Source organism: Vibrio sp. 2-2(8) (genome assembly GCF_963888495.1).
In the GTDB taxonomy this organism is placed as follows: Bacteria; Pseudomonadota; Gammaproteobacteria; order Enterobacterales; family Vibrionaceae; genus Vibrio; species Vibrio anguillarum.
Map to the genome: position 1 here is coordinate 118,743 of NZ_CAWPJM010000054.1, position 20,704 is coordinate 139,446.

Sequence of the window (20,704 nt, forward strand, 5' to 3'; positions counted from 1 at the left end):
ATCCATTCATTTAAAAAGAGACTTTACCGCGCAATGATTTATTGGCCGCTATCCGTTTTTTCTCGTCAACTCGCCGACGTTGAGAGCTTTTTGTCGGTTTGGTTGCCCGGCGCGGTTTTTCTATCACCATCGCAGAAAGAATAATCTCTTTGAGACGTTTGAGTGCATCTTCTTTATTCAGCTCTTGGGTGCGGTGAGATTGCGCTTTGAGGACAATAACGCCCTCTTTGGTCATTCTGGAATCTGGTCTTTCGAGTAATTTTTGTTTGTAGATGTCCGGTAACGTTGAGCGTCTGATGTCAAAACGTAAGTGGATCGCACTGGAGACTTTATTGACGTTTTGCCCGCCATTTCCGGCTGCACGAATCGCAGTAAGTTCGATTTCCCAGTCTGCCAGTTCAATAGTGTTGGATAGTTTGAGCATACAACCAAAGTAAAAATGTGTTCAATCCGCATTCTAGTTGAGGTGGCTAAGGTTATCTACCGCAGATTGTGGCTAGATTAGGAAAAGCGATACAGAGTGACGTATTGCGAAATCGCAGCGAAAAATTGCTTGATACGAGCAAGTTTCTACCCGGACGAGCAAGTTCTTGCTCGAAAATGAAAGCTTATAATCTAATTGATTGAAATTTAACTATTTTTGTTTTGGCATCCCCTTTGCTTTAAGAAACATTACATAACGCGATGCAATTTCCATCGCTTTTTCTTACTGAATAAGGATTAAGTCATGCCAACTCCATGTTATATCTCTATCGAAGGCGAAACTCAGGGTCTCATCACTGCTGGCGCTCTTTCTACTGACTCTATCGGCGATGCTTTCGTTGAAGGTCATGAAGATCAAATGTTGGTTCAAATGTTTGACCACGTTGTGACAGTACCGACTGACCCACAATCAGGTCAGCCTTCTGGTCAACGTGTTCATAAACCATTCAAATTCACCGTTGCGCTAAATAAAGCGGTTCCTCTTCTTTATAACGCGTTGGCGTCTGGCGAGAAGATGAAATCGGTTGAGCTAAAATGGTACCGCACGTCTATCGAAGGTAAACAAGAGAACTTCTTCACCACTAAACTTGAAAGTGCGTCTATCGTCGATATTCACTGCGAAATGCCACACTGCCAAGATCCTGCGAACGGCGACTTTACGCAAAACGTTACGGTTTCTATGTCTTACCGTAAAATCCTGTGGGATCACGTGAACGCGGGTACTTCAGGTTCAGATGACTGGCGCAAACCAGTAGAAGCGTAAGCTTTGATTTGGGTGGCTGGCTGATGTTGCGTAAGCAAAGCCAATCCGGCCAGCCACCTTTTTTAGCCTTAAGCAAAGTGCATTCAATGAGTGTGACTTGCTTAAGGCTTTGCTGTTTCTAGTGTAAAGAGGATGGAAGATGGCCACGCTGAATTTTACGTTAAAGGTTGACGGGCTCGCCGACGATGCATTTGTGGTGCGAGAATACCAAGGACAAGAATCCTTATCGGAGAGTGTGCTGGCCAATGGCGAGCCTTGTTATGGGTTTCGTTACCACATTGAGCTAGCAAGCCGTCAATCAACTTTGAGTGCAATCGATGTCGTCGACAAAACGGCTCAGCTAACGGTTTTTCGTAATGGCGGGGTGGTGCAGCGCGTGCATGGCATCGTGCGCCAGTTTAGTAAAGGCGATATTGGTCATCATCACACCTTTTACTCACTCACTTTAGTACCTGCATTAGAGCGCTTGTCGCTGCGCCAAAATAGCCGCATCTTCCAGCTTAAAACCGTACCTGAAATTCTTTCCATTGTGCTGCAAGAGATGGGCATTGACGACTATGCCTTCGCACTTAAACGAGAATGTCTTCAGCGCGAATTCTGCGTACAGTACCGTGAAACCGATATCCACTTTTTACACCGCTTAGCCGCCGAAGAGGGTTTGGTCTATCACCTCCTACACGAAGAAGGTAAACATACCCTCATTTTCAGTGACGACAGCCAAAGCTTAACGAAGCTCGATACGCCGATCCCTTACAATGTGCTGTCCGGTGGTATCGCTGATACGCCTTACATTTCCAACTTAATCAGCCATACGCAATCGCAAGTGGCGGAAAGCCAATTGGCGGATTACAGCTTTAAAAAACCGACTTACGGTTTTAAGCAAAGTGCACTCGGCACCGCGATGGATTACCAGCAGACCCACTATGAACATTTTGATTTCCCGGGTCGATTTAAAGACGATGAGAGCGGCAAAGCGTTTAACCAAATTCGTTTAGAGTACTTAAGAAGGCAGGCGCGTACCGCACAAGGCCAAAGCAATGAAGCGCGTTTGCAAGCCGGAACCCTGTTTGATTTGGCCGAACATTTAGACGACAGCGTGAACCGAGATTGGGTTGTGGTGCAAGTAAACCATCAAGGCCGGCAGCCGCAAGCATTAGAAGAGTCTGGCGGTAGCGGTGCAACAACCTACAGTAACCAATTTACCTTGATCCCGGCCGATGTAACGTGGCGTGCAACACCGCACACGAAGCCGCAAGTGGATGGCCCATGCATCGCCCATGTGGTTGGCCCCGATGGCGAAGAGATCTTCTGCGATGAGTATGGCCGCGTTAAACTGCATTTCCCATGGGACAGATATTCTAACGGCGATGAACACAGTTCATGTTGGGTGAGGGTGTCGCAAGGTTGGGCGGGTAGCCAATATGGCATGATGGCTATCCCAAGAATTGGCCATGAAGTGATTGTCGATTTTTTAAACGGTGATCCGGATCAACCCATCGTCACGGGCCGCGCTTATCACGCCACCAATAAAGCGCCCTACACACTGCCAGATAACAAAACCAAAACCGTACTGCGCAGTGAAACGCATCAAGGTGAAGGCTTTAATGAGCTGAGTTTTGAAGACCAAGCAGGGCAAGAGAAAATCTACCTGCATGCGCAAAAAGACTATGAAGCGCTAGTGCTTAATGATGCCACCACACACATCAAACACGATAAACACCTGACAGTGGATAACGACCAGTTCAGCCACATCAAAAATAACCAACACCTAACGGTTGAGGGCGAAAGCCGTCAGAAAATAGCGTTAGATCGTAGCCTTGATGTGGGTGGTTCACTGCACCAAAAAATCGGTGAAAAAACGGTTTTTGACTCAGGTAATGAAGTGCACCTTAAAGCAGGCAATAAGTTGGTGTTAGATGCAGGTAATGAGATCACCATCAAAGCTGCGGGCAGTTTTATCAAAGTGGATGGCGGCGGCGTGCACCTAGTCGGGCCTGCGATCAACCTCAACTCTGGCGGCAGCGCAGGCAGCGGCTCGGGTTATGGCGGTGTTGTAGCGGCGTTGCCACAAGGGGTTGATGAAGCCAAAACGCCGCAAGATATTGAGCTAGCAGCGGTAACTCCCACTCAGCAATCCATGTCACCTTTACTTAAGGCGCGACAAATTGAAGCACTCAAAGGTCCTGCACCTGTGTGTGAAGTGTGTGAAGAGGCCAAGTGAAATTAATGCGTTCAACAAATTCCATTGTCGTGCATAACTGGGTGAGCTCGGTTCCAGAGATGGAAATGGATACACAAGAAAGGCTTTACCTTTTGGTTGATGGTGCTCAAATCAGCCATCTAGCACAAGCCTTGTATCATCTATCGGGTGAATTGGTTTTGGAGCCTTTGTACCTTTTTCCGCCCTTTGAGCAGCTTAAAGAGGTGTCTCCTTATCTCGTGTTAGCAACGGATACGGTTAAAACCTGGTTCCTTGAGCAGAATCAGGGGTTAGCTGGGTTCTTTTTTGCTTCTTTAGACTCTATTGAAGAGATTGCTGAACAACTGCGTCGTTTGATCCAAGTGGAATCCCCTTATGGTTCAACGGTGTTTCTTAAAATGGCGAACAGTGAATGTGCGTATGTACTTTTGAGTACCCAATGCCAACCGCTGTGGAAAGTGATCAATCGAGCTTGGTTGCCGACACGTCAAGGTTGGCAATATGTGCAACGACCAGAACTGACGGAGACTCAGGACACTCCTGTGCGATTCAAGTTAACCGATGAGCAGTGGCAACGGCTTGGCAACATCACATGGCTTAATACCTTAGAAACGGTCGAGCGGCATGTGCAGCAGTGGTTTCCGGATTTAGCGCAGCAGTGGCAGTCTGACCCTGAATTATTTCATCGTCATGCTCAATGGGCTTACCAGCAGGGCTTTAGCAGTGAGCGAGATTTAATGCTGTTTTTTAATGTGTTGGGGTTTTTAGGCGTTGATGCTCTTGAAAAAGGGAAGTATCCCGAGATTGATCCTTTGTTGCATCAGGCTTCAAGTCGTACGCCTTCGCAACGCATTGAAGCTGCCGCAGAGCTGGCTTATCACTATTCACAATCATCACAGGAGGTTCAAGGATGAGTAATCCCAATCAAGCTGCGAAAACAGGGCAGACCAATGATGCGCAAAATCCAGCCAGTGCATGTCCTTTTAAACAGCCGTTAATAGGGATAATTCCTGTTCGTTATGCCTTTGATGTTTATGATAAGCAAGGTCAAGCATTACACCCTTTACCCAAAGCTGATCGACAGTGGAAAGGTCAATTCTCTACCAAGCAGCGTAGCTACACCTTAAGGCAACTGCGTGATGGCTGGCTCTATGTCTATGATGAAACAGCAAAAACACTGCACGAATATGAAGTCGTTGGCAGCACCTTGACCAAAATTGAGTGGTCTGACGATGAGGCAAGCAAACCCACTCACGAGCGCGGCTCAAAAGGTGAAAGCAAAAGCTGTTTACTCTATCCCGCCCAGCACACGCTCTCTATCGGTTATGCGCATCAACGATGGACGTGGCGAGTGTGTGAGCATATGCGCTCCAATACCAGCAGCCGTCATGCTGTGATGCGAAAAGTGAGCCTTAAACAGTTTGAGTCCAATGGTACTCACCCTCATGCGCATTTTGCTCAGTATCTTGAAGACTATGTGGCGGACATCGGGACGCCAGCTGAGCAGGATATTTTTAAAGATACCTGTACCCCTTCATTACCGGTAGAGAAAAGTGAAGAAGCGGTGAAAGGTACGGAATTCAAATTCGTTGCCGACAAAGCGGTGGTGAGCTGCAGTGATTATTTGCAAGATTTGCCGGAGCAAAACTGCGGTTTATTTGTGGCGCTGAATGACCCTTTAGCGGATGTGTCAGATTTATTTGTTACTTTTACTACCCAAGTGGCAAAGCGAACTAAAGCGGTTGGTGATGAAACGCAACAGCATAAAATGCAGATGGCAGAGCTGACACGCACATTAGGCCGAATTCGTCTTGAAGAAAAAGAAATTCCCGATTTTGTAAAACAAGATCCTATCCGTATTTTAGAGTTAGAAAGAGCCATTACTGAATATTGGGCTACGGCTGAATTAGCCGAAATGGAATTTAGCCAATTAGCCAGTGAAGGGATCACGCCATCAAAGGCGCTTTCCCCCATGCAGCAGCAAGCGGATCAGCAATTGGCGGAATTGAAAACACTCTATCGTTTTGAACCCACCAGTGCTCAGATGCGCAAGTGGCGCAAAAAAGACAACGGTTTTAACGATGAAGTGCGCTGGGCGGATTTAGATAACTTTTTGGTGGAGCATTACACCCAACTCAAAGGATTGGATGAACAGATTAAACAGCACTATGCGCAGTTTATGTCTGCCTTCAACCAGCTTGGCCTTGACCCGATTCTACTTGGTATAGATAACCAAGATGAGATCCAGCAAGCGTATTTGTTAGCGTTAATTAGCCAATTTCTAGTGGCAGTTACGCAAGTCAATCATGATGAGAAAGCGCTTGAGACCCTCAAAAAAGAGCTCAGTTTTGATTCACCGAAAAACCTCATGGCGCTCGCGTCAACAGGCTTTTCTCTGCAGGCGAATCAAGCCATTAACAGCCACATCCAAGGTTTTAGCACCTCCTTTCTCTCTACCGGTAATCCTAGTGATATGGTGGCGTTTTCGGCCGCGATCGCAAACTGGGATACTTTCACGGGAGATGGCCGCATTCGGGAAAAAGCATGGTTTAAGACATGGATTGAACCCGTTCAATCGAGTTTTGGTGCACTGCAAAAAGCGGTAGCCAATCAAGCTAAAGAGAGTTGGCAAGTGGTGATGGAGTTGCTGTTTCCTTATCAGACTCAGCCCAAAGGAGGAACGCCCAGTTTGCTGGCTAACCTTCGCTTATTATTAGTGGAAAGCCTAGTACGAGAAGAGGCGGTGTTGCAACATAACCCCAAGTATGCGGCTGAGATTAAGCAATTTGAGACTAAGTTGAATGCCATCTTGCAAGAGATGAATAATGCTCTGGAACTCAAGCCCGGTAATGTGAGCCCGAAAAACCATCAAATTGCGACCGCGCAATCCGCACAACGTAAGCTAGGGCAATTACTCAGTAGTGAACTGCCGATGATGCTGACGCTCAAAAACCAAGCGGTGATGAACACTTTTCAGCAGTCGGTAAATGAGAAACTGAGCGCGCTATCGAAAAACGTCAAAACCAGTAGCGCATCGGTGAGTCAAAAACTGGGTGGATTAGGGGGCTTGCTGTTTGCACTGAACCTATGGAATACCATGGCGGTTTTGGAGAATATCCGCGGTAAGGTCGCACAATACCCCAGTTGGGATCCTTCGAAGAATCCGGCGTTGGGCGAAGCCATTTATGCCACTGGCTATACCATTGTGGCCGCCGGTGCCATCAGTGCTGGGCGCGCTTGGAAGACGATTGTTAAATATGAGCTTTTGGATAAATCACTAAAAGAAGCATTAGGTGAGGCATCCAGCCTTAAAGCCAAAGATGCCCTAAAAACTTTTTCTAAATCCATCGCCTTGGTGGCTACCGTTGGCATGATTGCCAGCGCATTAGAAACATGGGAAAGCTGGGGTAAGTTTAATGACAGCAGTAAAACCGATCTTGAACGCTTCGGTTATTTGTTAAAAGCTGGAGCAACGGGAGCACAGGGAATTATTTTTTATATTCAGTTTTTCACACTCTTAGGTAGTGGAATTGGTGGAGCCTCCATAGCTGCGATTTCTGCAGGTTGGATGCTCGCCGGTTTTGCTGTGATTGGTATTGTCTATTTGATCGGGGTGATTTTGACCAATGTGTTTAAACGCTCAGAGTTAGAAATTTGGTTATCAAAATCGACGTGGGGGAAAGAGAGTACTTATTGGTCGGTGGGCCAAGAATTGACCGAGTTAGAGCGCCTTCTCCACCAACCAAATATTCGTTTAATGCCAGTTCCCACCAAGACACCCAGTTATCAAACGTACCGACCGACTATGCAGTGGCAGTTGGAACTCGTGTTACCCTCTTATATGCAAGGCCAAACCATTGGGCTGCAAATCACGCGTTTACCACCACAAGAGGGGTACTCCTACCGAACCCAATCGGCAAATCCTCTGATCTTGATTGATGAACAACAGGGTAAATGGAGTATTGAAGATGAGCAGCCAGTGTATCGCATCACATTGGGTGGCAGTAAGAAGGATACTGTTGGAGTTTGCGTTGAACTGCCCCTGCGCTGGGTCCAGGAACAGCGTCTCAAATTTTGCGCCCGCGGAACTCGCGCCGGAGAATTGGATTTACAATCTGCAGAGGCGAATGATATTGCCACAAGAAATCTCGTTGTAGGAAAGGGTTAAATGTTAATTGATAAAGATGAGTTAGAGCAGTTAAAAGCAAATTTACACAGCAGTGAGGTTATTTATCAATGGGAGAGTGTGGCTTACGGAGAAAGAAGAGCCGAAATATTTCGCGTTTTGGGGGCAATCTCTGCTGGTATTGTTCCCCTTTGGCCATTTATTTTTTTTGCAGATATTCAATTTAATAGTAAAGAGTTTTGGGGGTTTATCGGCTTTAGTCTGGCGGGCATGGCTGCGGCCAGATATCTTTTTATGCCCGACCACCGCTATTGTTACAGCTTAACGCAAGCGGGTGTGCATTATACCGATCAAGAAGTGATCCCGGATGCGGCCTACACTTTTGTACGAGGTTTTGCTTGGGTGGGGATTGCGGTCTGTTTGCTGGCCTTAGCCGTCGTTGGCCCGTTAGCGTTTGTCGGTGCGGGCGGTTTTGCCCTGCTGGCCTTTGGTTTAACCAACTTCCATCCCACCGTACATCAAAAAGATGTTTATTTTGCTGAACAATTGATCCTTTTTGATCCGATCAAAGAAAAGATGGTGAAATTGAATTCCGAAAGCAGAAGACATCCTCGATTTAGTAGAACACTTTTTTTTAGTTCCTTTGATGAAAAAACACGTTTTATTGAGCTCGTGAAGAGTATTCATAATAATGTCGACTATCTTCCGTTACAGCGAGTTAACGATCAGTACAAGCATCCTATCTTTAATCAAGAATTAAAAGAGGAATAGCTTAAAGGTTTTTCACACCAGCGGCACTTTTGTACTCTAATTTGTGTCTGCTGCGTACAGCTCACTTTTGGCTGTTTAGTGGTGTTGATGGTGTGTCACTAGCCGATAAAATTAGGGTAAAAGCAACATCGCAACAAGCTTAATCAACGAATCTGATAAGGAGCAAATCAATGGCAAATGGTGCATTAGTAGGAGATATCGGATCCGATCATGATGGTTTTCCTCCTACGCCGATCACCGCTGGGTCACCGACGGTAAAAATTGATGGCAAAGCGGTGGCAAGGCAGGGGGACCCGCTAGAGCCTCATGATAAGCCGCAAAACCCAAGCCACCCGCGAGCAATTAAAGGGGGCTCGGGTAGCGTTATGATTGATGGCAAGCCCGCCGCGCGAGTCGGCGATGCCGTTGACTGCGGTGGCGTAATTATTGGTGGCTCATCGGTCAATATCGGTTAAGGTTGTAACCCATTTAATCAATAAAGCGGCGCTTCAAACCTTGAGTGCCGCTTTATTGTTTTAAGCGCAGCACTTTTAGCACCAGTGAGCCAGCGTTATACCTCTTTATGAAAAGAAATTCTACAGACAGAAACGGAGCGAACAATGATCCGCCATATCTTATTAATCAAATTCAAACCACAAGCTCAGCCTGCCGACATCCAACAGCTCAAGTCGCTGTTTGAAGCCATGCCAGAGAAAATTGAGGGGGTCGCTGCTGTTGAGTGGGGCGTGAACGACAGCCCTGAAGGTAAAAACCAAGGTTATACTCACAGCGTTTTAATGACATTTAGCGATGAGCAAGGGCGCCAAAATTACCTACCTCATCCAGAGCATAACGCGCTAAAGGATGTCTTTCGTCCTTTGCTCGAAGAGATCATCGTTTTCGATTATTCGATTTAGTCACAAGCCAATAATCCTAGAGGCGCTTACCCTATGTTGGGTAGGATGGACTCTAGATTCTTTAGCTTGTTTGGCTTGAGTGTTAGCTAAGGGGCTATTCTTTTCGCCATGATGTACCACCAGAACAGTCGATATTTAGCCGCTGGTACATTCGATGGTACATTAAATCATTGATGTCACAAGAGACTATGAATGCTGAATAATTTGGTACGTATTGATTTAATTGGCTTTGTAGGTTTTGACGGATGTTATCGGAGAGAAAGTGGTGGCCCCTCCCAGACTTGAACTGGGGACCAATCGATTATGAGTCGACTGCTCTAACCACTGAGCTAAGGGGCCAAATTAGGTGTGTGATTATAGGGGATGGAGTTATGAGTGTCTACCCGCAAAATAGGGTAAATGCGCTTAGTTTTTATCCACTTAAACTATGAGATACAAAAAAGGTGAGCTTGTGCTCACCTTTTAGATTGGATAGGTTGCGATTACTCGTCTAAGAAGCTGCGCAATGTTTCAGAGCGGCTTGGGTGACGCAGTTTACGCAGTGCTTTCGCTTCAATTTGGCGGATACGCTCACGCGTTACGTCAAACTGCTTACCAACTTCTTCTAGCGTATGGTCTGTATTCATATCAATACCGAAACGCATACGCAGTACTTTCGCTTCACGAGGAGTTAGGCCAGCAAGAACGTCACGAGTCGCTGCTCTTAGGCTGGTGGCCGTAGCAGAATCAAGTGGTAGTTCAAGGGTTGTATCCTCGATAAAGTCACCAAGATGCGAATCTTCGTCGTCACCGATAGGTGTCTCCATAGAGATTGGCTCTTTAGCAATTTTCAGTACTTTACGAATTTTATCTTCTGGCATTTGCATGCGTTCTGCCAATTCTTCTGGCAGAGGCTCACGGCCCATCTCTTGCAGCATCTGACGTGAGATTCGATTCAGTTTGTTGATCGTTTCGATCATGTGCACTGGAATACGAATCGTACGTGCTTGGTCTGCAATTGAACGTGTGATAGCTTGGCGAATCCACCAAGTGGCGTAAGTTGAGAACTTATAACCACGGCGGTATTCAAACTTATCTACCGCTTTCATCAGGCCGATATTACCTTCTTGGATAAGATCCAAGAACTGCAGGCCACGGTTGGTGTATTTCTTCGCGATAGAAATAACCAGACGCAAGTTTGCTTCAACCATCTCTTTTTTCGCTCGACGAGCTTTCGCTTCACCGATAGACATGCGACGGCTGATGTCTTTAATGTTTTGTACATTCAAAGACGTTTCTTCTTCGATCATTTTCAATTTATGAATTGAACGACGAATGTCTTCTTCTTGCTGTCTGATTTTTTCTGCATAAGGTTTTTCTGAAGCGAGTACTTCATCTAACCATGCATCGCTTGATTCATTGCCAGTGAATAAGGCAATGAATGATTTCTTAGGCATTTTACCGTATTCGACCGCAGCTCTCATGATCAGACGTTCTTGAGTACGAACGCGATCCATAGAGGTGCGAAGCTTGTTGACTAGGTAGTCAAATTGCTTTGGCGTGAGTCGGAATTCACGGAAAATATCCAACATCAACTCGGTGGCTTGGGCGGCTTTATTGCTGTCATAGCCATGCTCATTTTTCGCGAGTTGAAGATTTTGATACTTGTTGCGTAGTTCGGTGAATTTTTCTAGCGCAAGCTCAGGGTCGATTCCTGCATCTTCTTCAGAGTCAGTATCTTCGCTGTCGTCATCGTCGTCATCATCAAGATCGTCTTCATCAGCAAGGTCAGCGCTAGCAAGCTCTGAACCGATATGGGTCGCTGTTGGGGCGTTCGTTGCATCTGAGTCAGGATCAACAAAACCTGAGATCAGGTCTGTTAAACGAAGTTCTTCAGCAAGAACTTTGTCAAATTGCTCTAAGATGTATGGAATGGTGCCTGGATATTCAGCTACTGCGCGTTGAACTTGGTTAATACCATCTTCAATACGCTTGGCGATATCAATTTCACCTTCGCGAGTCAGCAGTTCTACGGTACCCATTTCGCGCATATACATGCGCACAGGGTCGGTAGTACGACCAATTTCGCTTTCTACACTGGATAATGCAGCGGCTGCAGCTTCGGCAGCATCCTCATCGGTGATTGCGTTGTCATCATTTAGAGCAAGATCATCGGCATCAGGGGCAGTTTCTACCACCTTAATGCCCATGTCATTGATCATCTGAATGATATCTTCTACCTGCTCGGAATCTACGATTTCTGCTGGTAGGTGGTCATTTACTTCGGCGTAGGTCAGATAGCCTTGCTCTTTGCCTTTAATGACAAGTAGTTTTAGCTGTGACTGCGGATTTTGATCCATAGACGGTATCCAACTTCATATCTGGTGAAGGAATTAGTATGCGAAATGCAAACCACATATACTAACAAATTTATTCATTGCTGACTATTTAAACTGGGTTACGCTTTCAAGTCTTTCATTAAGTCTTGAAGCTCCCGTCTCTCTTCGGCTGATAAACCGACGCTTCTTTCTTTTGCCTGCAGGTTTTCAATTTGCTTTTCGATGCATTGAGCCAATATTTTGTCCAATGAATCTAAAAATAGTTCTTCTTGGTTGTCTTCAACAAGTGGAATTTCCCAACTTGCGAGGCGAGACAGAAGGGTCTCGTTTTTATTACCGCGCCAGTGTTCAAGCAATTGGCCTGTAGTAATATTGGGGTACGCTTGACAATTCTCAAGTACCTCAATTAATAAACTTAAACCGGGTATGGGCAAGGATTGAACGCTGGAAATATCAGGCACCATTTCAGCATAGCTTGGATTTTGAATAAGCAAAGCGATCACTTCACGCATCGGTGTGCGTTTGAGCTCTTTGTGTGGCTGTGAGCGGTGTTTGTCTGATTCTGGCAGTGATGGCTTTTTATAAATCCCAGTTTTTTGCCCTAATATTTTGAGCAATTGCGCTTGTAGAGATGTGTCTGGCACTTTATTAATCAGTGGTAGTGCCAGCGCCTCAAGCGCCGCTTTCCCTTCGTTATTACCGACATCAACTTGTGACAGTAGGTTGGTGAATAGGTATTTGGATAGGGGTTCAGCATCTTGCACTAACTGTTCAAAGGCCGCTTTTCCATGGGTTCTGATGTAGCTATCTGGGTCTTCACCGTCAGGTAAAAACAGAAATTTAAGAATATTGCCACTTTTGAGATAACTCAACGCATTTTCCAGTGCGCGCCACGCCGCTTCTCGCCCTGCTCGGTCACCATCATAGCAACAGACCACCGTATTGGTTTGGCGAAAAAGCAGTTGCAGGTGATCGCCTGTAGTTGAGGTTCCTAGCGAAGCAACCGAGTAGTCGACCCCATATTGCGCCAGAGCCACCACATCCATATAACCTTCAACCACTAATATTTGCGGGGGTTCACGATAGGCTTGCATGACATCGTATAGGCCATACAGCTCTTTACCTTTATGGAAAATGGGGGTTTCTGGGGAGTTCAGGTATTTTGGCGTTCCATCACCCGTAACGCGTCCACCAAAGCCGATCACTCGTCCGCGGCGGTCGCGAATGGGAAACATAATACGTCCACGAAAACGATCGTAGCGGTTGCCTTTGTCATTTTCGATCAACATGCCGCCAGTGACGAGCATCTCTTGGCTTTCTTGTTGTTGACCGAAGTTTTTGCGCACTAAATCCCATTCGTCAGCGATATAGCCAATACCAAATTTCTGCACGATTTCGCCAGAAAGACCGCGATCTTTTAGGTACTCGATGGCATGACGATTACCCGGAACTTTGAGTTGGTTGCGGTAAAACTGCGCAATGCTGCCCATTAAGTCATAAAGGGTGCGTTTTTCTTCACTATTGGCTTTAGGGGCTGATGATAAATGGCCACTAGAGCGTTGCTCTCGGGGAACTTCTAGCCCCACAAAAGAAGCCAATTCTTCGATGGCCTCGACGAATTCAAGGCGTTCATATTCCATCATGAAGTCGATGGCGTTGCCATGCACGCCACAACCAAAGCAGTGATAGAACTGTTTTTCTTGGCTTACACTAAATGAGGGCGTTTTTTCATTATGGAATGGGCAGCAAGCACCGTAGTTCTTACCTTTTTTCTTAAGTTTCACACGTGCGTCTATGATGTCGACAATATCAAGTCGAGCAAGGAGATCATCAATAAAACTGCGAGGGATGTGTCCTGCCATAAAACCTAAAAGAAAAGATTAAAACGAATGATTAGATACAAACAAGCCGTGCGCTCCAGAGGATAGCACGGCTTGATGCAATTTGATGCGGGCATTTAAGCGAGTTTAGTTCGAACTAATCCGCTGACTTTACCCATATCTGCACGCCCTTGAATTTGCGGTTTCAAGACAGCCATCACTTTCCCCATGTCTTGCATGCCAGCAGCAGCGGACTGGGTGATCGCATCATCAATTAATGCGCTCACTTCATCATCGCTCAACGGCTGAGGCATAAATGCCTCAAGGATAGTGATTTCTGCTTGCTCTGCATCTGCGAGATCTTGACGATTGGCAGCTTCATATTGAGCGACAGAGTCGCGACGCTGTTTAACCATTTTTACCATCACAGCAAGAATATCGTCGTCGTTCAGAGTGATCTGCTCGTCGACTTCTCGTTGTTTGATCGCGGATAAGGCTAAACGAATAGTGCCAAGGCGTACTTTATCCTTGGCTTTCATCGCTAATTTTTGCTCTTCTTTGAGGATATCAATTAGAGCCATAACTCTCGTTCCTTAATGGAAAAAGGTTATTAGTACAGGCGAACGCGACGTGCGTTTTCGCGAGCTAGCTTCTTAGCGTGACGCTTTTGAGCTGCTGCTTTAGCGCGTTTGCGAACGGTAGTTGGTTTTTCATAGTGCTCACGACGACGCACTTCAGAAAGGATACCTGCTTTTTCGCAAGAGCGCTTGAAACGACGTAATGCAACATCGAACGGTTCGTTTTCACGTACTTTAACTATTGGCATATGCCTTTCACCTCAGGGGTTATTCGTTAACGCTGATATTTTGAGGCTTAAACCACAAGATTTCTTGTCTGTTTGCTCGGTTATCAGCTTGATCAAAAATGGTGCGGAATTTTAATCCGATCGCAATAGCTTTGTAAAGCACTTTGTCGATTATAGTCTGTACAAAATTTGTTTACGGAGCCAAGGCGGGGTAACATGGCGGCCATTTCCAATTGTTGATGAAAGCGTGCTGAGAAAATTATGCGCATTATTGGTATTGAAACCTCGTGTGACGAGACTGGCATCGCCATTTATGACGAAGAGAAAGGCTTACTTTCTCATCAATTGTACAGCCAAGTAAAACTGCACGCCGATTACGGCGGTGTGGTGCCGGAGCTTGCTTCTAGAGACCATGTTAAAAAGACCATTCCACTGATAAAAGCAGCGATGGCTGAAGCGAATTTGACGCCAGCGGATATTGATGGCGTGGCTTACACCGCAGGTCCTGGTTTAGTGGGTGCGCTGCTTGTTGGCGCGACGATTGGCCGTAGTTTGGCTTATGCGTGGAATGTGCCAGCGGTGCCTGTTCACCATATGGAAGGGCACCTTTTAGCTCCGATGCTTGAAGATAATCCGCCTCCGTTTCCGTTTGTGGCCGTACTGGTTTCCGGTGGTCATTCCATGATGGTAGAGGTGAAAGGGATTGGTGAATATAAGATCCTCGGAGAGTCTATTGATGACGCGGCCGGTGAGGCGTTTGATAAAACCGCGAAGCTGATGGGACTTGATTATCCCGGGGGGCCATTGTTGGCTCGTTTGGCTGAAAAAGGAACGCCAGGGCGTTTTAAGTTTCCGCGTCCGATGACGGATCGACCAGGGTTAGACATGAGTTTCTCTGGTTTAAAAACATTTACAGCCAATACGATTGCAGCTAATGAGAATGATGATCAGACCCGAGCAGATATTGCGTATGCCTTTCAAGAGGCGGTGTGTGGCACTTTAGTGATTAAGTGCAAGCGAGCCCTTGAGCAAACTGGCATGAAACGTATTGTTATTGCCGGTGGCGTGAGTGCCAATAAACAGTTACGCGCAGAGCTTGGCGCACTGGCGAAAAAAATTGGTGGCGAAGTGTATTACCCGCGTACTGAGTTTTGTACCGACAACGGTGCAATGATTGCTTATGCGGGTATGCAGCGTTTAAAAAATGGTGAAACAGTCGATTTAGCGGTGCAGGCAACACCTCGCTGGCCGATTGATCAACTTAAACCCATTATTTAGCGGGTGTCGCAACGGTCTCTTTTTAGAGGCCGTTTTGTTCTTTGGTACTTCCGTTTCTGTGGCGTTCTGTATTGATTTTAATTAGCCATTGCTTACATTCTGCTCTGAGCTGTTATCGCTCATATCAATGCTACAATGCCAACCTACTTTACTAATATTGGATTCACAATGAAGACATTTGTTATTGATGATTGCCAGATGCGTTATTTGGATCAAGGGCAAGGTGAAGTGCTTGTTTTCGGTCACAGTTATTTGTGGGACAGCGCAATGTGGGCACCTCAGGTGGAAGCGTTGAGTCAACACTACCGCTGTATCGTGCCTGATTTATGGGCGCATGGTCAGTCAGATTTCGCACCGTCATCCATGAACACACTAAAAGATTATGCTCAGCATATTTTGGCTTTGATGGACCACTTATCGATTGAGCAGTTTTCTATCATTGGTCTTTCTGTAGGTGGAATGTGGGGGGCTGAGTTAGCCGTTCTTGCGCCTGCGCGCGTGAAATCATTAGTGATGATGGATACCTTTGTTGGTCTAGAGCCTGAAGTCAGCCATGCAAAATATTTTGCCATGCTCGATGCGATTGCGGCGATGCAGCAAGTGCCAGCACCGATTGTTGATGCAGTTGTACCGATGTTTTTTGCAAAAGATGGCGATCAGCAATCTCCGGCATTAGTGGCTGGATTCAAGCAACATTTATCGGCGCTTACTGGTCAACAAGCGGTGGAAGTGGCTCGGTTGGGGAAAATGATCTTCGGTCGTCGTGACATGATTGAAGAGGTGGAGCAATTGAGGTTGCCAGTGCTGATTGCAGCTGGCGCTGAAGATATGCCTCGTCCGCCTCTTGAGGCTTACTTAATGAATGATGCCATTCACGGCAGTGAGTTAGAGGTTATTGCTAATGCTGGACATATCAGTAACTTAGAACAACCTGAATACGTTACCGCCATGTTGACCCGTTTCTTGAAAAAAGCGCTTAGCTAGTCTTCTCTAATTACCGGGTCATGCTTAATCAAAAAGGCTTCGTAAGAGGCCTTTTGCTTATTCGTCATTGACGTTATTTGCAAGCGGGTTTATCCATCATCCAAGCTAGCTCAAGAACCAAGCGTTTTTTTCTCACCCACTTTCGGCTCTGTGCCAGCCAATAACCGTTTAATATTTTGGTGATGACGAAACACGATAAGGCAGCACAGCATTGCTACCGGTAAGGTATATTGCGGTTTGATCAACCAAGTGTAGAACGGAGCGAGCAGCACGGTAACCAAAGCCGCTAAGGATGAATAGCGAAATAAAAATGCAACGCTGACCCAAGTCAATATGATAAGTGCGGTGAGATCTAAACCGATCGGTGCGATTGCTCCCAGTGCTGTTGCAACACCTTTTCCGCCTTTAAAATGAAAGAAAATAGGATACATATGGCCAAGGCAAGCGGCGATGGCGACTAGGCCTAACAAAATGGGGTCAATCCCCAAATAGTAGCTGCCCCATACGGGAATAGTACCTTTGAGCATGTCACACAGCAGTACCGCGATGGCGGCTTTTTTTCCACCAATGCGTAATACGTTAGTTGCACCGGGGTTATTTGAGCCCATATTGCGAGGATCGGGCAGGCGTAATAAACGGCAGATCAACACCGCACTTGAGATCGAACCCAGTAAATAGGCAGAAATGATCATTATCAGTGCGAGTGGTGTCATAAGTACCTCTGCAGTGGAAATGCCCTAAAGCAAGTTCACAAGCCATTGTTAACCATGATGAAAAGCAAAAAAATGTTTTGGATTTCGCATCTCGACTCAGTTTGGGTATATGATATCGCGATTAGGCAAAATAGTACGATTTTTTACGTAATTAGGGTATCCGACCTCTAGAGGAAGAGACGCAAAAATGGACAAAGTCTTTATTGAACAGCTGACGGTAATTACGACCATTGGCGTGTATGATTGGGAACAAGAGATTAAGCAGAAGTTGGTGCTCGACATCGAAATGGCGCACGACAATCAACCCGCAGGTAAAAGTGATGATGTGAGCGATGCATTAGACTACGCACAAGTGAGTCAAGCGGTGATCGCACATATTGAAAATGGTCGCTTTTTATTGGTAGAGCGTGTTGCAGAAGAAGTAGCAGAGCTTCTGATGCAGCGTTTTTCCGTTCCTTGGGTTAAAATTCGCTTAGCAAAGCCCGGCGCGGTAGCACAGGCATCCAGTGTTGGCGTTATTATTGAGCGAGGCGATGCATGACTACGGTCTATGTTGGCGTCGGTTCTAATATTGAAAGACGCAAACATATCGAAGCGGCCATCGAGGAATTGTCGACCATCGGAAATCATCTACAGATCTCGACCATTTACGAATGTGCATCGGTTGGGTTCAATAGTGCGGCCTTTTATAATTTAGTCGTTGCGCTGGAAACAAGGCTTTCGTTGAGTGATTTCGTGGCGCAACTTCGAGCGATTGAATTTCGATGGGGGCGCGACCCGCAGGCGAAAAAATTTCAAGATCGCACCTTGGATCTCGATATCATCTTGTTTGGTGAAGAAATTTCAGCGCAAGATCCTGAACTGCCACGCAGTGATATCTTTAAATATCCATTTGTCATACAACCACTTTACGATTTGTCACCGGAACGGATCGTTCCCAATGATGGTCGTAGTGTGCGTCAAATATGGCAACAGGCGATCAACTTAGAATCGCTCACCCCTGTCAAACTTTGGTTCGACATTAATTAATAAGAGTCAGTAATGAGTTATTTAGAAGCGTTTTTTTTGGCTTTGATTCAAGGCTTAACCGAATTTTTACCTATCTCCAGCTCCGCCCATTTAATTTTGCCTTCAGCCATTTTAGGCTGGGAAGATCAAGGTCTTGCCTTTGATGTGGCGGTGCATGTCGGCACATTAGCTGCCGTGGTTATCTATTTTAGGAAAGAAGTCGTGACTTTACTGCGCGCTTTTTTTGCCTCGATTTTTAAAGGCGAGTGCAGTAAAGAATCGAAACTGGCATGGATGATCGTACTAGCAACCATTCCTGCCTGTATTTTCGGCTTTTTTATGAAAGATATTGTTGAACTCTACCTACGCAGTGCTTGGGTGATAGCAACCACCACTATTATTTTTGGTCTATTACTGTGGTATGTCGATAAAAACGCTCCATTAGCGGATGATGAATACCAAGCCGATTGGAAAAAATCGCTGATGATTGGTTTGGCACAAGCGGTTGCGGTTATCCCCGGTACCTCTCGCTCAGGAGCGACCATCACTGCGGCGTTGTATCTTGGTTTTACTCGTGAAGCGGCCGCGCGTTTTTCTTTCTTGATGTCGATTCCTATCATTGTTTTGGCGGGTGGCTATTTAGGGTTAAAGCTAGTGACCAGTGGCGAACCTGTGCATTTTGGTTTCTTAACGACGGGTATCCTGACCTCCTTTATCAGTGCTTATATTTGTATCCATTTCTTCTTAAAACTGATTTCTAAAATGGGTATGACTCCGTTTGTCATTTACCGTTTAATTCTGGGTGGCGGCTTATTTGCGTTCCTAATGATGAGTTAAATAAAGGCTTGTGGTATAAATAGCCATCATTTTCGTGCTGTGTTAGAGCGTCACTTTTTTTAAACAGCACGCTTTGTTTATCGTTTACGTTCTCTTTCATAGTGAACGTTTTGAATGGTTATAGATGTGATGCGACTTTTTGCGGTGACATTGGCGTTATTATTCGGTTTATTACAGTACGATTTGTGGCTCGGTAAAAATGGCATTGCTGATTATCGAACCATTGTCGATGAAATTGACGTGCAGCAACAAGTAAACGAAAACCTAACGCTACGAAATTCGGAAATGTTCGTCGAAATTGATGATTTACGACAAGGATTGGACGCGATTGAAGAGCGAGCGCGTCATGAATTAGGAATGATAAAAGCAGGTGAAACTTTCTATCGATTGGTCGGTGAGGATAGTCAATAAATGCCGCACAGTACGCTTTCTCTTACCGCGATTGTACCGGCTGCTGGTGTTGGCAGCCGAATGCAAGCAGATCGTCCGAAACAGTATTTAACCATACACAACAAAACCGTTCTCGAACACACAATAGCGACGCTGCTCGCGCACCCTAATATTGATCGCGTTGTTGTCGCCGTCAGTGACGATGATCCTTACTATTTTGCTCTGCCATTAGCCACTAACCCCAATGTTATTCGCGTCAGCGGTGGTCAAGAGCGAGCCGACTCGGTGCTCTCGGCGCTGCAATATGTTTTAGCTAATTCCCTAGGTGAATGGGTTCTCGTGCATGATGCAGCGCGGCCTTGTCTTACTTTTTCAGATATTGACCGATTGATTACGACAGCTAAAGAGCATCCGGTAGGTGCGATTTTAGCTGCACCCGTTCGAGACACAATGAAGCGTGCTGATGGCGAAAACAACATTGATCATACCGTTGATCGCGTCGCATTATGGCATGCACTCACCCCACAGATGTTTAGAGCCAAGCCGCTTTTTGAGGCTTTGTCGGATGCGTTAGATCAGCAAGTCATCATCACCGATGAAGCATCCGCAATGGAGTGGCAAGGGTTACATCCAGCGTTGGTCGCTGGGCGGGCGGATAATCTAAAAATTACGCAACCCGAAGATCTCGCTTTAGCTGAGTTTTACTTAGGTCGTACTTCCTCACTAGCCGCAATAGGAAATAACCATGATTAGAATTGGCCACGGTTTTGATGTTCATAAGTTTGGCGGTGAAGGCCCAGTCATCATTGGGGGAATTGCCGTTCCTTATGAGCAAGGCTTAATTGCTCATTCCGATGGTGATGTCGCCTTGCATGCTTTAAGTGATGCGCTGCTTGGCGCGATTGCCGCAGGTGATATTGGCCGCCATTTCCCCGATACTGATGATAAATGGAAAGGGGCAGATAGCCGTGAATTATTGAAAGATGTCTATCGCCGTGTGAAAGCGCAAGGCTACCGTTTAGGAAATGCCGACGTCACCATTATCGCGCAAGTGCCGAAGATGGCGCCGTATATTGAAGCGATGTGCGCTGCCATTGCGCAAGATCTTGAAACGACGCTAGATAATATTAACGTCAAAGCAACCACAACCGAGCGCCTTGGTTTCACTGGGCGCAAAGAAGGTATTGCTTGCGAAGCGGTTGTCTTATTGATCAAATGTACTACAGATTAAATGCACGGTTGATCAAAGCATAATATCGCCTTAATAAAACGACCCAAATTGAAGAGGTAATGGTAATTCACTTACCTCTCC

At 46.0% G+C, this 20,704-nt stretch carries 21 protein-coding genes and 1 tRNA gene; 15 read left to right on the top strand and 7 right to left on the bottom strand.

Going from position 1 to position 20,704, the window contains the following annotated elements; genetic code table 11:
- Positions 1-10: 10 nt before the first annotated feature.
- On the bottom strand, positions 11-424 hold the full coding sequence (gene arfB / locus AACV12_RS17015) for an alternative ribosome rescue aminoacyl-tRNA hydrolase ArfB (protein ID WP_017043428.1): 414 nt from the start codon (positions 422-424) through the stop codon (positions 11-13).
- Between the two features lie 303 nt (positions 425-727).
- Between arfB and AACV12_RS17020 the strand changes: the two genes are divergently transcribed.
- The 7 genes from AACV12_RS17020 to AACV12_RS17050 all read left to right on the top strand — a co-directional run bounded on the left by AACV12_RS17020 (position 728) and on the right by AACV12_RS17050 (position 9,239).
- Positions 728-1,246, top strand: a complete 519-nt coding sequence (locus AACV12_RS17020) for an Hcp family type VI secretion system effector (RefSeq protein ID WP_013857791.1) — start codon at positions 728-730, stop codon at positions 1,244-1,246.
- A 139-nt stretch (positions 1,247-1,385) separates the two neighbouring features.
- Entirely contained in the window at positions 1,386-3,467 is a 2,082-nt protein-coding gene (locus AACV12_RS17025) for a type VI secretion system Vgr family protein (RefSeq protein ID WP_170901039.1), read from the top strand.
- A gap of 5 nt (positions 3,468-3,472) precedes the next feature.
- Positions 3,473-4,360 carry a type VI secretion system accessory protein VasW gene (vasW, locus tag AACV12_RS17030; RefSeq protein WP_170901041.1) on the top strand — a complete coding sequence of 296 codons (888 nt, stop codon included), beginning with the start codon at positions 3,473-3,475 and terminating at the stop codon, positions 4,358-4,360.
- Positions 4,357-7,614 (top strand): T6SS effector BTH_I2691 family protein, encoded by a 3,258-nt coding sequence (locus AACV12_RS17035; RefSeq protein WP_170901043.1) that lies wholly within the window; start codon positions 4,357-4,359, stop codon positions 7,612-7,614. The genes vasW and AACV12_RS17035 overlap by 4 nt, the downstream gene beginning before the upstream one ends.
- On the top strand, positions 7,615-8,343 hold the full coding sequence (locus tag AACV12_RS17040; RefSeq protein WP_170901045.1) for a hypothetical protein: 729 nt from the start codon (positions 7,615-7,617) through the stop codon (positions 8,341-8,343).
- Positions 8,344-8,513: 170 nt separating this feature from the next.
- Positions 8,514-8,798 (top strand): type VI secretion system PAAR protein, encoded by a 285-nt coding sequence (locus AACV12_RS17045; protein WP_064624360.1) that lies wholly within the window; start codon positions 8,514-8,516, stop codon positions 8,796-8,798.
- A gap of 144 nt (positions 8,799-8,942) precedes the next feature.
- Entirely contained in the window at positions 8,943-9,239 is a 297-nt protein-coding gene (locus tag AACV12_RS17050) for a Dabb family protein (protein WP_094123655.1), read from the top strand.
- A gap of 263 nt (positions 9,240-9,502) precedes the next feature.
- Here AACV12_RS17050 and AACV12_RS17055 read toward each other — a convergent pair.
- The 5 genes from AACV12_RS17055 to rpsU form a co-directional block, all read right to left on the bottom strand.
- Positions 9,503-9,578 (bottom strand) — tRNA-Ile (locus AACV12_RS17055).
- 143 nt (positions 9,579-9,721) lie between these two features.
- The gene (gene rpoD / locus AACV12_RS17060) at positions 9,722-11,578 is read right to left on the bottom strand and encodes an RNA polymerase sigma factor RpoD (RefSeq protein WP_013857727.1); all 1,857 of its coding nucleotides are present in this window, start codon (positions 11,576-11,578) and stop codon (positions 9,722-9,724) included.
- Positions 11,579-11,676: 98 nt separating this feature from the next.
- Complete coding sequence (gene dnaG, locus AACV12_RS17065) at positions 11,677-13,419, bottom strand: DNA primase (RefSeq protein ID WP_170901047.1); 1,743 nt, start codon at positions 13,417-13,419, stop codon at positions 11,677-11,679.
- A 95-nt stretch (positions 13,420-13,514) separates the two neighbouring features.
- The gene (locus AACV12_RS17070) at positions 13,515-13,958 is read right to left on the bottom strand and encodes a GatB/YqeY domain-containing protein (protein ID WP_010318215.1); all 444 of its coding nucleotides are present in this window, start codon (positions 13,956-13,958) and stop codon (positions 13,515-13,517) included.
- A 29-nt stretch (positions 13,959-13,987) separates the two neighbouring features.
- Positions 13,988-14,203: a 30S ribosomal protein S21 gene (gene rpsU, locus AACV12_RS17075; protein WP_004396009.1), complete on the bottom strand. Its 216-nt coding sequence runs from the start codon at positions 14,201-14,203 to the stop codon at positions 13,988-13,990.
- Between the two features lie 240 nt (positions 14,204-14,443).
- Between rpsU and tsaD the strand changes: the two genes are divergently transcribed.
- Positions 14,444-15,460 (top strand): tRNA (adenosine(37)-N6)-threonylcarbamoyltransferase complex transferase subunit TsaD, encoded by a 1,017-nt coding sequence (gene tsaD / locus AACV12_RS17080; RefSeq protein ID WP_017046706.1) that lies wholly within the window; start codon positions 14,444-14,446, stop codon positions 15,458-15,460.
- 135 nt (positions 15,461-15,595) lie between these two features.
- Positions 15,596-16,444, top strand: a complete 849-nt coding sequence (locus tag AACV12_RS17085; RefSeq protein ID WP_017047524.1) for an alpha/beta fold hydrolase — start codon at positions 15,596-15,598, stop codon at positions 16,442-16,444.
- A 110-nt stretch (positions 16,445-16,554) separates the two neighbouring features.
- On the opposite strand, the gene plsY is transcribed toward AACV12_RS17085, so the two are convergent.
- Entirely contained in the window at positions 16,555-17,157 is a 603-nt protein-coding gene (gene plsY, locus AACV12_RS17090) for a glycerol-3-phosphate 1-O-acyltransferase PlsY (RefSeq protein ID WP_017047525.1), read from the bottom strand.
- Positions 17,158-17,344: 187 nt separating this feature from the next.
- On the opposite strand from plsY, the gene folB reads away from it, so the two are divergent.
- The 6 genes from folB to ispF all read left to right on the top strand — a co-directional run bounded on the left by folB (position 17,345) and on the right by ispF (position 20,623).
- The gene (gene folB, locus AACV12_RS17095; protein WP_013857722.1) at positions 17,345-17,698 is read left to right on the top strand and encodes a bifunctional dihydroneopterin aldolase/7,8-dihydroneopterin epimerase; all 354 of its coding nucleotides are present in this window, start codon (positions 17,345-17,347) and stop codon (positions 17,696-17,698) included.
- Positions 17,695-18,186: a 2-amino-4-hydroxy-6-hydroxymethyldihydropteridine diphosphokinase gene (gene folK, locus AACV12_RS17100; protein WP_088731684.1), complete on the top strand. Its 492-nt coding sequence runs from the start codon at positions 17,695-17,697 to the stop codon at positions 18,184-18,186. Before folB ends, folK begins: the two co-directional genes overlap by 4 nt.
- Before the next feature lie 12 nt (positions 18,187-18,198).
- On the top strand, positions 18,199-19,002 hold the full coding sequence (locus AACV12_RS17105) for an undecaprenyl-diphosphate phosphatase (protein WP_170901049.1): 804 nt from the start codon (positions 18,199-18,201) through the stop codon (positions 19,000-19,002).
- A 129-nt stretch (positions 19,003-19,131) separates the two neighbouring features.
- Positions 19,132-19,413 (top strand): cell division protein FtsB, encoded by a 282-nt coding sequence (gene ftsB / locus AACV12_RS17110; RefSeq protein ID WP_026028366.1) that lies wholly within the window; start codon positions 19,132-19,134, stop codon positions 19,411-19,413.
- The gene (ispD, locus tag AACV12_RS17115) at positions 19,414-20,145 is read left to right on the top strand and encodes a 2-C-methyl-D-erythritol 4-phosphate cytidylyltransferase (RefSeq protein WP_170901052.1); all 732 of its coding nucleotides are present in this window, start codon (positions 19,414-19,416) and stop codon (positions 20,143-20,145) included.
- Positions 20,138-20,623, top strand: a complete 486-nt coding sequence (gene ispF / locus AACV12_RS17120) for a 2-C-methyl-D-erythritol 2,4-cyclodiphosphate synthase (RefSeq protein WP_170901055.1) — start codon at positions 20,138-20,140, stop codon at positions 20,621-20,623. The genes ispD and ispF overlap by 8 nt, the downstream gene beginning before the upstream one ends.
- Positions 20,624-20,704 lie beyond the last annotated feature (81 nt).

Excerpts from the sequence above, each read along its gene's own strand:
- arfB (WP_017043428.1), bottom strand. The coding sequence starts at position 424 with ATGCTCAAACTATCCAACACTATTGAACTGGCAGACTGGGAAATCGAA.
- AACV12_RS17020 (WP_013857791.1), top strand. The coding sequence starts at position 728 with ATGCCAACTCCATGTTATATCTCTATCGAAGGCGAAACTCAGGGTCTC.
- AACV12_RS17025 (WP_170901039.1), top strand. The coding sequence starts at position 1,386 with ATGGCCACGCTGAATTTTACGTTAAAGGTTGACGGGCTCGCCGACGAT.
- vasW (WP_170901041.1), top strand. The coding sequence starts at position 3,473 with ATGCGTTCAACAAATTCCATTGTCGTGCATAACTGGGTGAGCTCGGTT.
- AACV12_RS17035 (WP_170901043.1), top strand. The coding sequence starts at position 4,357 with ATGAGTAATCCCAATCAAGCTGCGAAAACAGGGCAGACCAATGATGCG.
- AACV12_RS17040 (WP_170901045.1), top strand. The coding sequence starts at position 7,615 with ATGTTAATTGATAAAGATGAGTTAGAGCAGTTAAAAGCAAATTTACAC.
- AACV12_RS17045 (WP_064624360.1), top strand. The coding sequence starts at position 8,514 with ATGGCAAATGGTGCATTAGTAGGAGATATCGGATCCGATCATGATGGT.
- AACV12_RS17050 (WP_094123655.1), top strand. The coding sequence starts at position 8,943 with ATGATCCGCCATATCTTATTAATCAAATTCAAACCACAAGCTCAGCCT.
- rpoD (WP_013857727.1), bottom strand. The coding sequence starts at position 11,578 with ATGGATCAAAATCCGCAGTCACAGCTAAAACTACTTGTCATTAAAGGC.
- dnaG (WP_170901047.1), bottom strand. The coding sequence starts at position 13,419 with ATGGCAGGACACATCCCTCGCAGTTTTATTGATGATCTCCTTGCTCGA.
- AACV12_RS17070 (WP_010318215.1), bottom strand. The coding sequence starts at position 13,958 with ATGGCTCTAATTGATATCCTCAAAGAAGAGCAAAAATTAGCGATGAAA.
- rpsU (WP_004396009.1), bottom strand. The coding sequence starts at position 14,203 with ATGCCAATAGTTAAAGTACGTGAAAACGAACCGTTCGATGTTGCATTA.
- tsaD (WP_017046706.1), top strand. The coding sequence starts at position 14,444 with ATGCGCATTATTGGTATTGAAACCTCGTGTGACGAGACTGGCATCGCC.
- AACV12_RS17085 (WP_017047524.1), top strand. The coding sequence starts at position 15,596 with ATGCCAACCTACTTTACTAATATTGGATTCACAATGAAGACATTTGTT.
- plsY (WP_017047525.1), bottom strand. The coding sequence starts at position 17,157 with ATGACACCACTCGCACTGATAATGATCATTTCTGCCTATTTACTGGGT.
- folB (WP_013857722.1), top strand. The coding sequence starts at position 17,345 with ATGGACAAAGTCTTTATTGAACAGCTGACGGTAATTACGACCATTGGC.
- folK (WP_088731684.1), top strand. The coding sequence starts at position 17,695 with ATGACTACGGTCTATGTTGGCGTCGGTTCTAATATTGAAAGACGCAAA.
- AACV12_RS17105 (WP_170901049.1), top strand. The coding sequence starts at position 18,199 with ATGAGTTATTTAGAAGCGTTTTTTTTGGCTTTGATTCAAGGCTTAACC.
- ftsB (WP_026028366.1), top strand. The coding sequence starts at position 19,132 with ATGCGACTTTTTGCGGTGACATTGGCGTTATTATTCGGTTTATTACAG.
- ispD (WP_170901052.1), top strand. The coding sequence starts at position 19,414 with ATGCCGCACAGTACGCTTTCTCTTACCGCGATTGTACCGGCTGCTGGT.
- ispF (WP_170901055.1), top strand. The coding sequence starts at position 20,138 with ATGATTAGAATTGGCCACGGTTTTGATGTTCATAAGTTTGGCGGTGAA.